The 11502-nt window shown below is 72.3% G+C and carries 11 protein-coding genes, 1 pseudogene and 1 riboswitch; all 12 genes and pseudogenes read left to right on the forward strand.

Annotated elements, in window-relative coordinates; all coding sequences use genetic code 11:
• Window positions 1-31 precede the first annotated feature (31 nt).
• On the forward strand, window positions 32-2212 hold the full coding sequence (locus ABKW26_RS17870) for a primosomal protein N' (RefSeq protein WP_348595417.1): 2181 nt from the start codon (window positions 32-34) through the stop codon (window positions 2210-2212).
• Entirely contained in the window at window positions 2209-2856 is a 648-nt protein-coding gene (locus tag ABKW26_RS17875; protein WP_348595419.1) for an HAD family phosphatase, read from the forward strand. The genes ABKW26_RS17870 and ABKW26_RS17875 overlap by 4 nt, the downstream gene beginning before the upstream one ends.
• Before the next feature lie 37 nt (window positions 2857-2893).
• Window positions 2894-3847, forward strand: a complete 954-nt coding sequence (locus ABKW26_RS17880) for a methionyl-tRNA formyltransferase (protein WP_348595420.1) — start codon at window positions 2894-2896, stop codon at window positions 3845-3847.
• Window positions 3844-5409 carry a transcription antitermination factor NusB gene (locus ABKW26_RS17885; protein WP_348595422.1) on the forward strand — a complete coding sequence of 522 codons (1566 nt, stop codon included), beginning with the start codon at window positions 3844-3846 and terminating at the stop codon, window positions 5407-5409. Before ABKW26_RS17880 ends, ABKW26_RS17885 begins: the two co-directional genes overlap by 4 nt.
• 9 nt (window positions 5410-5418) lie before the next feature.
• Window positions 5419-6096, forward strand: coding sequence for a ribulose-phosphate 3-epimerase (rpe, locus tag ABKW26_RS17890; protein ID WP_348595423.1), 678 nt, complete (start codon window positions 5419-5421; stop codon window positions 6094-6096).
• Between the two features lie 123 nt (window positions 6097-6219).
• Window positions 6220-6343: riboswitch (FMN riboswitch) on the forward strand.
• A 99-nt stretch (window positions 6344-6442) separates the two neighbouring features.
• Complete coding sequence (gene ribD, locus ABKW26_RS17895; protein WP_348595424.1) at window positions 6443-7516, forward strand: bifunctional diaminohydroxyphosphoribosylaminopyrimidine deaminase/5-amino-6-(5-phosphoribosylamino)uracil reductase RibD; 1074 nt, start codon at window positions 6443-6445, stop codon at window positions 7514-7516.
• The gene (locus tag ABKW26_RS17900) at window positions 7516-8121 is read left to right on the forward strand and encodes a riboflavin synthase (protein WP_348595426.1); all 606 of its coding nucleotides are present in this window, start codon (window positions 7516-7518) and stop codon (window positions 8119-8121) included. The genes ribD and ABKW26_RS17900 overlap by 1 nt, the downstream gene beginning before the upstream one ends.
• Window positions 8118-9512 (forward strand): GTP cyclohydrolase II, encoded by a 1395-nt coding sequence (ribA, locus tag ABKW26_RS17905; RefSeq protein WP_348595427.1) that lies wholly within the window; start codon window positions 8118-8120, stop codon window positions 9510-9512. The genes ABKW26_RS17900 and ribA overlap by 4 nt, the downstream gene beginning before the upstream one ends.
• Complete coding sequence (gene ribH, locus ABKW26_RS17910; protein WP_348595429.1) at window positions 9509-9976, forward strand: 6,7-dimethyl-8-ribityllumazine synthase; 468 nt, start codon at window positions 9509-9511, stop codon at window positions 9974-9976. Before ribA ends, ribH begins: the two co-directional genes overlap by 4 nt.
• A 70-nt stretch (window positions 9977-10046) precedes the next feature.
• A complete protein-coding gene (locus ABKW26_RS17915) occupies window positions 10047-10310 on the forward strand; it encodes a phosphoribosyl-ATP diphosphatase (RefSeq protein ID WP_348595431.1) in 264 nt (87 codons plus the stop codon).
• A 50-nt stretch (window positions 10311-10360) separates the two neighbouring features.
• Window positions 10361-11209 carry an ATP phosphoribosyltransferase gene (gene hisG, locus ABKW26_RS17920; RefSeq protein ID WP_348595432.1) on the forward strand — a complete coding sequence of 283 codons (849 nt, stop codon included), beginning with the start codon at window positions 10361-10363 and terminating at the stop codon, window positions 11207-11209.
• Window positions 11210-11235: 26 nt separating this feature from the next.
• A pseudogene (locus ABKW26_RS17925) lies at window positions 11236-11502 on the forward strand (hypothetical protein); the annotation flags it as partial.

Here is an 11502-nt window from a genome sequence, read left to right on the forward strand (position 1 = left end):
GGCGCATCCTGAGCAGCTCACGCTGCCCGGGATGGCGGCGCCGGCGACCGGTGGACGTCCGGCGGCAGCCCGTCGGTCGGAGACGGGCGTCCCGCTCGCGGAGGTCCTGCCGATCGCGCGGGTGTGTGTCGACGTGTCGCCGCCGCACCTCGACCGGCTCTTCGACTACACGGTGCCCGAGGCGATGTCCGCGGACGTGCGCCCCGGTGTCCGGGTCAAGGTCCGGTTCGCCGGCCAGGACGTCGACGGGTACGTCATCGAGCGCGTGGCGAGCACGGACCATGACGGTGCGCTCCTGGCACTGCGTCGTGTCGTCTCGTCGGAGGCGGTCCTCTCGCCCGAGGTGGCCCGGCTCGCGAGGCTGGTCGCCGACTACTACGCGGGGTCGATGACCGACGTGCTTCGCCTCGCGATCCCGCCCCGGCTCGCCCGGGTCGAGACCGAGGACGGTCCGGTGCGCGGTACGACCGGTCCGCCACCCGCGTCCGGGGAGAGCGACGACGGCCGGTCGCCGTGGAGCGACATCCGGGGCGGGGAGGCGCTGCTGTCCCGCCTCGCCGCGGGCGAGTCGCCCCGTGCCGTGTGGACCGCGCTGCCCGGGACCGGTCCGGTCGGTGGTTGGCCGCTCGCTCTGGCCGAGGTGGTCCGTGCTACGGCGCGCAGCGGTCGCGGAGTCGTCGTCGCCCTACCCGACGCCCACGACGTCGATCGTCTCGCGCGCGCTCTGGTGGCACTCGGCCTCGAGGAGCAGACCGGTCAGCCGGCGACGTCGACGGACGACGGACCGGACCGGTTCGTCCGCCTGACCGCCGACATGGGCCCGACCCCCCGGTACCGCAGCTTCCTCGCTGCGCTGCGCGGAGACGTCCGCATCGTCGTCGGCACCCGCGCTGCGGCGTTCGCCCCCGTCGCGGACCTGGGGCTCGTCGTGTGCTGGGACGACATCGACGCGATGCACCAGGAACGCCGCGCGCCCTACCCGCACGTGCGCGAGGTCCTCGCCCTGCGGTCGGAGCAGACCGGGTGCGGCTTCCTCATCGGCTCGGTGAGCCGCTCCATCCACGCGCAGGCCCTCGTCGTCAGCGGCTGGGCGCGCGAGCTCGTCGCGGACCGTGCGACCGTCCGCGCACGGACCCCGCGCGTCCAGGCACTCACGTCCGTCGAGGTTGCACGGGAAGGACCCGGGGGAGCTGCGCGCCTGCCGAACGCAGCCTGGCAGGCCATCACAGCAGGGCTCAAGGACGGACCCGTCCTCGTCCAGGTCCCGCGGGCGGGCTACCTGCCCGTCGTGGCCTGCGTGCGCTGCCGCACAGCCGCGCGATGCACCGTGTGCGTCGGTCCGCTCGCTCTCTCTGGTGCCCACGCAGTACCCCAGTGCTCCTGGTGCGGTGCGCTGGCGGGCGGCTGGCGCTGTCCCGAGTGCTCGGCCACGGGACTGCGCTCGGTCCGCGTCGGCAGCGACCGCACGGCCGAGGAGCTCGGCAAAGCGTTCCCCGGGGTGACGGTCAGGGTGAGCGGGGCGCGATCGGCATCCGGCGTGATCGCCCAGGTGCCTGACACGCCCGCGCTCGTCGTGTGCACCCCCGGGGCGGAGCCGGTCGCACCCTCGGGCTACACGGTGGCCGCCTTGCTCGATGCCGCTGTCTCCACGAGCCACGTCGGTCTCTATACCGATCAGGAGGCCCTCCACCGATGGTTGACGGCGGCAGCGCTGGTCCGACCGTCGGACGCAGGGGGACGGGTCCTGCTCGTCGGCGACGCGGCACCGACGCCCACGAACGCGCTCGTGCGCTGGGACCCGGCCGGGCTCGCGCAGCGTGAGCTCGACGAACGGGTCGAGCTCTCCCTGCCACCGGCGATGCGGATCGCCTCCGTGACCGGTGACCGGCACGCGGTGGCGATGTTCGTGTCTCGTGTCGCCCTCCCCGAGGGCGGGTCGGTCCTCGGGCCGGTCGAGGTGGCGCAGACGGAGCAGGTACCACCTCAACCGGCACGCCGTCCGGCGGGCGGGGCGCCGCAGCGGCCCACCGGGCGAGGGAGCGCAGCGCGGACGGCGGGCACGCTCGAGGCTCCCGTCCGTGCGATCGTCCGCGTCCCGTCCGGACGTGGACGGGATCTCGCCCGCGCCTTGTCCTCAGCGTTGGCGACCGCCAGCGCCAAGCGCGAGACCGGGCTCATCTCGGTCATGCTCGACCCCAAGGAGATGGTGTGACAGCAGGAGACGGTGTGGCAGACGAGATGACCGGACCGGTCGACGCGGTGCTTCTCGACCTCGGGAACGTCCTCGTCGGATGGGACCCGTACGCCGCGTTCGAGGGCGCGCTCACCCGAGCGGAGGTCGACGTCTTCTTCGCCGAGATCGACTTCCTCGAGCGCAACCGACAAGCCGACGCGGGCACGCCGTGGGACGAGCTGCGAGCGCTCGTGGCCGTCTCCCACCCGCATCATGCTGCCTCGCTCGGCCGGTATGTCGAGAGGTTCTCGTCCACGCTCACGGGTCCCGTCCCCGGGACGAGCGAGATCGTCGACGAGCTTCTGGGCCTCGAGGTGCCGGTCTACGGCCTGACCAACTGGTCGGCCGAGTCGTTCCATCTCGCTGCGCCCGCGGCACCGGCGATCGGGCGACTGAGGGGTGTGGTCGTCTCGGGGGAGGTGGGGCTCGCGAAGCCGGACCCGGAGATCTTCGAGCTCGCGGCGCGGCGCTTCGGTCTGGACCCTGTGCGGACCGTGTTCGTCGACGATTCGGCGGCGAACGTCCGGGCGGCTGATGCTCTGGGGTTCCGTACCGTCCACTTCACGGATGCGCAGTCGTTGCGTTGCCGGCTCGTCGACCTGGGCGTCCTTCCTCAGGGGTGAGGACGAAGGCTGATCGGCAGGCTTCTAGACTGGGGCCATGCGTCTGCTCTTCGCCGGGACACCGGCCGTAGCTGTTCCTGCCCTGGAGGCACTGCTCGCCTCGCGCCACGAGGTGGTCGCCGTGCTCACTCGCGCGGACGCCCGTTCCGGGCGTGGACGCAGGCTGGCGCCGTCGCCCGTCCGTGAGCGGGCCGAAGAGGCCGGTATCCCGGTGCTCACCGAGCGGCCGCGCAGCGAGGGTTTCGTGGAGCGGCTCGCGGAGCTGGAGATCGACTGTGCCCCGGTCGTCGCGTACGGCGAGATCCTTCCGGCGGGCGTGCTCGCGATCCCGGCCCACGGCTGGGTGAACCTCCACTTCTCGCTCCTGCCCGCGTGGCGCGGCGCGGCTCCCGTGCAGCGCGCGATCATGGCGGGGGACGAGGTCACGGGCGCGAGCACGTTCCGGATCGAGGAGGGGCTCGACACGGGTCCGGTCTTCGGTGTGGCGACCGAGACGGTCCGTCGGCGCGACACGGCGGGGATGCTCCTGGAGCGGCTCTCGCACTCCGGTGCGGGGCTGCTCGTGGCGTCGCTCGACGCGATCGAGGACGGTCACGCGATCCCCGTCCCGCAGGATGCTCAGGGCGTGAGCGTCGCGCCCAAGCTCACTGTCGAGGATGCGCGTGTCGTGTGGTCGCACCCGGCGCACGTCGTCGACCGGCGGGTGCGCGGATGCACGCCCGCGCCGGGCGCGTGGAGCGAGCTGCCAGACGGGTCGCGGCTGGGGATCGGCCCTGTGGCGCTGCTGGCGGACGACGACCAGGCGGACGTCGTCCTGGAGCCCGGGCAGCTGCTCGTGGCGAAGAAGCGTGTGCTTGTGGGAACAGGATCGCGACCGGTCGCCCTGGGCGACGTCACACCGGCGGGCAAGAAGCCCATGCCGGCCAGCGACTGGGCGCGCGGCGCCCGGCTGGACGAGACAGTGCGCCTCGGCGCGGAAGGTACCTCATGAGCCCCGAGCAGCGTGACCCGAGCGACGCCCGTCGCACCGACCGGACGGGTGCACGCGGCCCGGACCGGCGGGACGCGCAGGGTCGTGAGCGCGGAGCTGCACGGGTGCGCGGGGACGGGCGCCGGGGTGCGCTGAACCCGAGCGAACGGCGCAGCGGCACCGATCCGGCACGCACCGTCGCGTTCGACGTCCTGCGGGAGGTTGCCGACTCGGACGCCTACGCCAACCTCGTCCTCCCGCCGATGCTGCGGTCGCGGGGACTGGCAGGCAGGGATGCCGCGTTCGCCACGGAGCTCACCTACGGCACGCTGCGCATGCGTGGGCGGTACGACGCCGTTCTCGCACTCTGCGTGGACAGGCCGCTGGACCGTATCGACGGCCCTGTGCTCGACGTCCTGCGCCTCGGGGCGCACCAGGTGCTCGGCATGCGTGTCCCTGTTCATGCTGCGGTGAGCGAGACCGTCGGTCTCGCACGTGCTCGCGTCGGGGCCGGCAGCGCCCAGCTCGTCAATGCTGTGCTGCGCAAGGTGGCGCGGACGGAGCTGGAAGAGTGGTTGGAGCTCATCGAGGCGCAGGAGACCGACGAGGTCGCACGGATGTCCGTCGTCGACAGCCACCCGCAGTGGATCACGCGCGCCCTGCGGGACGCTCTCGCCGGAGCGGGGCGCCCGGTCGACGAGCTCGGTTCTCTGCTCGAGGCGGACAACGCCGCTCCGCGAGTCACTCTCGTCGCTCGCCCGGGACTCATCTCCCAGGAGGACCTCGTGGCCCAGTCCGAGTCGCGGGCCGGGCAGTACGCGCCGACAGCGGTCGTCCTGCAGGGGAGCGACCCGGGAGGCGTCCCCGCAGTCCGGGACGGTCTCGCCGGCGTCCAGGACGAAGGGAGCCAGCTCGTCACCCTCGCGTTCGCCGCGGCGCCGATGGAGGGCGCGGACGAGCGGTGGCTGGACATGTGCGCAGGTCCCGGCGGGAAGGCCGCGCTGCTCGCCGCCCTCGCGAGCAGCCGTGGTGCGCGCATCGTCGCCAACGAGATCCAGCCCCACCGCGCCGATCTCGTCGAGCGTTCGCTCGCGGCCGTCCCCGCCCGGAGCGTCGAGCACGTCCAGGTGTGGGACGGTCGCGACATCGGCACGCAAGAGCCCGCGTCGTACGACCGCGTGCTCGTCGATGCGCCCTGCACGGGTCTCGGTGCGCTGCGTCGTCGTCCCGAGTCACGGTGGCGGCGCACACCGGCCGACGTCCCGGTGCTGGCCACGTTGCAGCGCGAGCTCTTGGTCTCCGCGCTCGAGGCGGTGCGTCCAGGTGGGATCGTCGGCTACGTGACGTGCTCACCTCACCTCGCCGAGACGCGCGCCGTCGTCACGGACGTCTTGCGGGCCCTGCCGACCGGGAGCGTCGAGATCGTGGACGCGCGCGCGGTCGTCACGGAGATCGCCGGCACGGACATGCCGCTGGCCGACCGACCCGACGTCCAGCTCTGGCCGCACCTGCACGGGACCGATGCGATGCACCTCACGCTCCTGCGTCGAGCCGTGCAGGGCGAGTCGACCGTGCAGAACTAGGCTGTGGCCATGGGCGCCCTCATCTCACCGAGCATCTTGTCCGCCGACTTCACGAACCTCGAGCGCGACCTCCATCGGATCGCCGGAGCCGACTGGGCGCACGTCGACGTCATGGACAACCACTTCGTGCCCAACCTCACCCTCGGGCTCCCCGTCGTCGAGCGGATCGTCCAGGTGTCACCGATCCCGGTGGACGTGCACCTCATGATCGCCGACCCGGACCGGTGGGCCCCGGGCTTCGCCGAGGCGGGGGCACAGTCGGTCACGTTCCATGCCGAGGCCGCTGCAGCACCGGTCCGTCTTGCTCGCGAGCTGCGGTCCCACGGTGCCCGCGCCGGGCTCGCGCTCAAGCCGGCGACGGGTCTCGACGGGTTCGTCGATCTCCTCGGCGAGATCGACATGCTTCTCGTCATGACGGTCGAGCCGGGGTTCGGGGGCCAGTCCTTCATCGAGGGAACGCTCGCCAAGATCCGTCGCGCACGTCGAGCGATCAGCGACGCGGACCTCGACGTCTGGGTCCAGGTCGACGGCGGCGTCTCGCGCGAGACGATCGAGAGGGCCGCGGACGCCGGCGCCAACGTGTTCGTCGCAGGGTCCGCAGTCTTCGGTGCGGAGGACATCCCGGCCGAGATCGCCGCGCTGCGCGACCTGGCGTCGACCCACGTGCACCCGGTGCGGTCTCGCTGAACGACCGACCCGCGTCGTCGCTGCGCGGGTCGGTCGTCGTGACGGGGGCTCGCGCGGTGTTCGCCCGTCGGGAACACGTCCGGCTGGGACCGCGCGGCGTGGCATAGTTGGTTGCAGAACATTTCACGTGCTCTGGGGTCGGTGCAATTCCGAGCCGGCGGTATAGTCCGCGACCCGCAATCGATGCGGTTGACCTGGTGAGATTCCAGGACCGACGGTCAAAGTCCGGATGGGAAGAGACTCGTGACGCTGCGTGCGGTCACCCGCGCGCAGCGAGGTGTGCGGTGCCCTCGTGGTGCCCGCCGCCGCATACCCCGGAGCGCTGGGCGCGACGGGACGGAGCGGGATGAGCACGGACAGGCTGACGGTCGAGGCGGCGATGCGTCGTGCTCTCGACCTCGCGTCCCGCGGACCCGTCCACGGACCCAACCCGCAGGTGGGCTGTGTGCTCCTCGCTCCGGGGGGGACCGACGAGCGCGTCGTCCTCGCCGAGGGCTGGCACCGAGGTGCCGGGACCGCGCACGCCGAGGCGGACGCACTCGCTCGCGCCGCTGCGCGGGGCGTCGACGTGCGCGGGGCGACTGCCGTCGTCTCGCTGGAGCCGTGCAACCACGTCGGCCGGACCGGCCCGTGCTCCGTCGCCCTCCTCGCGGCCGGGGTCGTCGAGGTCCTCCACGCCGTCGACGACCCCACCCCCGCCGCTGCCGGTGGTGCCGAGCACCTGCGCGCCCGCGGTGTCGTCGTCCGGGGTGGTCTCCTCCAGGAGGAGGGCGAGGAGCTCCTCCGGGTGTGGTTGACGTCGGCCCGGCGCGGGACGCCGTACGTCACCCTCAAGACGGCGACCAGCCTCGACGGCTGCGTCGCCGCGGCGGACGGCTCGAGCCGGTGGATCACCGGCAGCGCGGCACGGGAGCACGCGCACGGGGTGCGCGCCGAGGTCGACGCGGTCGCGGTGGGCACCGGCACGCTCGTCGCCGACGACCCGGCGCTCACGGCCCGCACCCGCGACGGTGCACCGGCCGCGCACCAGCCGCTCCGCGTCGTCGTGGGTGAGCGGGACGTGCCCCCGGGCGCGCGCATCCTCGGGCCCGGGGGAGAGGTCGTCCACGTCCGCAGCCACGACGTCCACGCGGTCCTCGACGAGCTCGGTGCGCGCGGCGTCCGGCACCTGCTCGTCGAAGGCGGCCCCGTGCTGGCTACGGCCTTCCTGCGCGCAGGGGCTGTCGACGAGCTGCACTCGTACGTCGCCCCGGTGCTCGTCGGCAACGGCCGCCGCGCGGTCACCGACCTCGGCGGACGCTCGATCGACGACGCCCTGCGCTTCCGCACGGTCCGCACCCAGCAGCTGGGGGAGGACGTCTTCGTCGTCTCCCGGACGCGTCCCCCTGCAGCGGTCGCCGACCGCGCGAAGGAGTTGTGATGTTCACAGGAATCGTCGAAGAGATCGGTACGGTCACCGACATCGCCTTTCCCGGAGGTGACTCGGAGGACGCCGTGGTCACGATCGCCGGACCGCTCGCGACCTCGGACGTGGCGCTCGGTGACTCGATCTCCGTCAACGGTGTGTGTCTCACGGTGTCCGCCCTGCCACCCGGCGGGACCTTCGTGGCGGACGTCATGCCAGAGTCGCTGCGTCGCACGGCTCTCGGGGCCCTTGTCCCCGGGTCCCGCGTGAACCTCGAGCGCGCTGTGCGTGCCGACACCCGCCTGGGCGGACACATCGTCCAGGGGCACGTCGACGCGGTCGGGACGCTCCGGTCGCGCACGCCCGGTCCCCGCTGGGACGACCTCGAGATCGACGCCCCGCGCGAGATCACGCGGTACATCGTCGAGAAGGGCTCCATCACCGTGAGCGGTGTCTCGCTCACGGTGACGACCGTCCGGGACGACGGCTTCGGCGTCTCGCTCATCCCGACGACCCTCGAGGCGACGATCCTCGGCGACCTGAGCCCGGGCGACGAGGTCAACCTCGAGGTCGACGTCATCGCGAAGTACGTGGAACGACTGCTAGGAGCACGCGCATGAGCGCTGGAGCGAACGACACCACCACCGCACGCCCCACCCCGGGCGACGGCACCGCGGCCGGCGACCGACCCGTCAGGACGACGACCGCGACGATCGAGCAGGCGCTCGACGCGCTCCGCGCCGGTCGTCCCGTCCTCGTCGCGGACTCGCCCGACCGCGAGAACGAGGCCGACGTGATCTTCGCGGCCTCGAACGTGTCGACCGCCTGGGTCGCGTGGACCATCCGCCACTCGTCCGGCTACCTCTGCGCTCCCATGCCCGCGGCGAGGGCCGACGCTCTCGAGCTGCCGCTCATGGTCCCGCACAGCCAGGACCCACGACGGACTGCGTACACCGTCACCGTCGACGCGGCGACCGGCGTCACGACGGGCATCTCTGCATCCGACAGGGCGCGGACGCTCGCCGTCCTCGCCGACCCCGCGTCGGGCGCGGTCGACCTCATCCGGCCGGGCCACGTCCTGCCGCTGCGGGCGGTCGCAGGCGGTGTCCTGCACCGTGCCGGGCACACTGAGGCGGCCGTCGACCTCGTCCGGCTCGCCGGTCTCGGGGACGTCGCAGGGATCGCCGAGCTCGTCAACGACGACGGCACCATGATGCGCATGGACGACTCGTCGGCCCTCGCGGCACGAGAGGGCCTGCTCCTCATCACCATCGGCGACCTCATCGCGTGGCGCAGGCTCCACGACCCGGTCGTGGCCAGCGAGGACGCCGCGCCCGAGTCAGCTCGGGTCCAGGCCACCGCGGTGGCCGACCTGCCCACCGCGCACGGCATGTTCCGCGTGCACGGGTACCGTGACGTCAAGACGGGCGCCGAGCACGTCGCCCTCGTCCCGCGGTCCGTGACCACGCCGGCCGAGGTACCCGTTGTGCGCGTGCACTCCGAGTGCCTCACCGGTGACGCGTTCGGCTCGTTGCGCTGCGACTGCGGCCCGCAGCTCCAGGCCTCTCTCGCGACCGTCGCCGCCGAGGGCGGCGCGGTCGTGTACCTCCGCGGGCACGAAGGGCGAGGGATCGGGCTCCTGGCGAAGATCGGCGCCTACGCGCTCCAGGACCAGGGCCGCGACACCGTCGAGGCGAACATCGAGCTCGGCTGGCCGGTGGACCGGCGCGAGTACGGCGCCGCCGCAGCGATCCTCGCCGACCTCGACCTCCGCCGGATCCGCCTGCTCACCAACAACCCCACCAAGGCGACCGGTCTCACCGCCAGCGGCATCGACGTGACCCGGACCGTCCGCATCGAGGTCGGGCACACCGCGGAGAACCACCAGTACCTCGTGACGAAGAAGGTCTCCATGGGACACCTCCTGGAGAGCATCAGCGTGGACGTGCCGGCACCGCCGGCGGTCCAGACAGTCGAGCAGACCGACCCCACCGAGGAGGACCCGCGATGAGCGGAGCAGGAGCACCCACGATCACCGTCGACGGAACCGGTCTGCGCGTGACGCTGATCGCCGCACAGTGGCACACCGAGATCATGGACGGCCTCGTCGGTGGCGCACGGCGCGCGCTTGCCGCGGCGAACGTCGCGCACGTCAAGGAGATCCGTGTCCCCGGCTCCTTCGAGCTGCCCGTCGCCGCGCAGCGAGCGGCGGAGGCCGGGGCCGACGCCGTCATCGCACTCGGCGTGATCGTCCGCGGCGGCACGCCCCACTTCGACTACGTCTGCCAGGCCGCGACGATGGGCCTCACCGAGGTCGCCGTCCGCACCGGCGTCCCCGTCGGCTTCGGTGTCCTCACGGTCGACGACGAGCAGCAGGCGCTCGACCGGGCAGGCCTGCCCGGCTCCCGGGAAGACAAGGGCGCCGAGGCCGTCGAGGCGGCGATCGCGACCGTCCTCGCCCTCCGCGCGCTGTGACGCCGATCCGCGTCGATCACCGGTCGGACGACCGTCGGATGGACAGGCCGCTGGCGTCTAGGCTTGCCTCGTGAAGACGTTCGAGGAGCTGTTCGCAGAGCTCACCACCAAGTCCATCGACCGACCGGCCGGCTCCGGCACCGTGGCCCAGCTCGACGCCGGGGTGCATGCCATCGGCAAGAAGATCGTCGAAGAGGCCGCCGAGGTCTGGATGGCGGCGGAGTTCCAGAGCGACGACGAGACGTCGGAGGAGATCTCCCAGCTCCTCTACCACCTGCAGGTCCTCATGGTCGCCAAGGGCCTCACGCTCGACGACATCTACAAGCACCTCTGAGCGTCCCGGACGCCCACAGCCCCACACCCCTCACTGATCGAGAGAACACCGTGCTCCGCATCGCCGTCCCCAACAAGGGGTCACTGTCCGAACCCGCGTCCGAGATGCTCCGGGAGGCGGGCTACCGGCAACGGCGCGACACCCGTGAGCTCGTGCTCTCCGACCCGGACAACGACGTCGAGTTCTTCTTCCTGCGCCCGCGCGACGTCGCGGTGTACGTCGGGGCCGGGACGGTCGACGCCGGGATCACCGGACGCGACCTCATGCTCGACTCCGGCGCGTCCGCGGAGGAGCACCTGTCGCTCGGCTTCGCGCGCTCGACCTTCCGGTTCGCGGCGCCGACCGGGTCGATCACCGACATCTCCCAGATCGAGGGACGCCGCGTCGCGACGTCGTACTCCGTCCTCGTGGCGGCGTATCTCGCGGCGCACGACATCACGCCTGCTGCGATCGTGCACCTCGACGGCGCGGTGGAGAGCTCGGTGAAGCTCGGTGTCGCCGAGGTCATCGCGGACGTCGTCGAGACCGGGACCACGCTGCGCGCCGCCGGCCTCGAGATCTTCGGCGACCCGATCCTCCGGTCTGAGGCCGTGCTCATCCGTGGCAAGGGCGCGGAGACCAAGCCAGGGCTGGACACGCTCGCCCGTCGCATCCAGGGAGTCCTCACGGCGCGCGAGTACGTGCTCATGGACTACGACGTCCCCGTGGAGCTCGTCGACGCGGCGGTCGCGATCACTCCGGGCCTCGAGTCCCCGACCGTGTCGCCGCTGCACGACCGCGACTGGGCAGCCGTCCGGGCGATGGTGCGACGCGACGAGACGAACAAGGTCATGGACGCCCTGTACGACGTCGGGGCACGTGCGATCCTGGTCACCTCGATCCACGCCTGCCGGATCTAGCCCAGAGGACATCGGAGGTCGCAGACATGGCGACACCCGGGGACGAGCTGTACCGGCCGTTCCGCCCGCGTTTCGTGCGCTACGTGTCGACGGTCTCGATCGTCCTGGCCGGTGCGGGCCTCGTCACGATCCTCGTCGTGGCACCTGGCACCGGCGGGCAGGGGTACGCGCCGTCCAGCGCGACCGGGATGGTCGTCGTCGTCCTCGCAGGGATCGTCTTCCTGTGGCGTCAGGGCACCGTCCGGGCCGACGTCGATGCCGAGACGATCACCGTCCGGAACCTGCTCGTCGTG

This window comes from Sanguibacter sp. 25GB23B1 (genome assembly GCF_040012415.1).
Classification (GTDB): domain Bacteria; phylum Actinomycetota; class Actinomycetes; order Actinomycetales; family Cellulomonadaceae; genus Sanguibacter.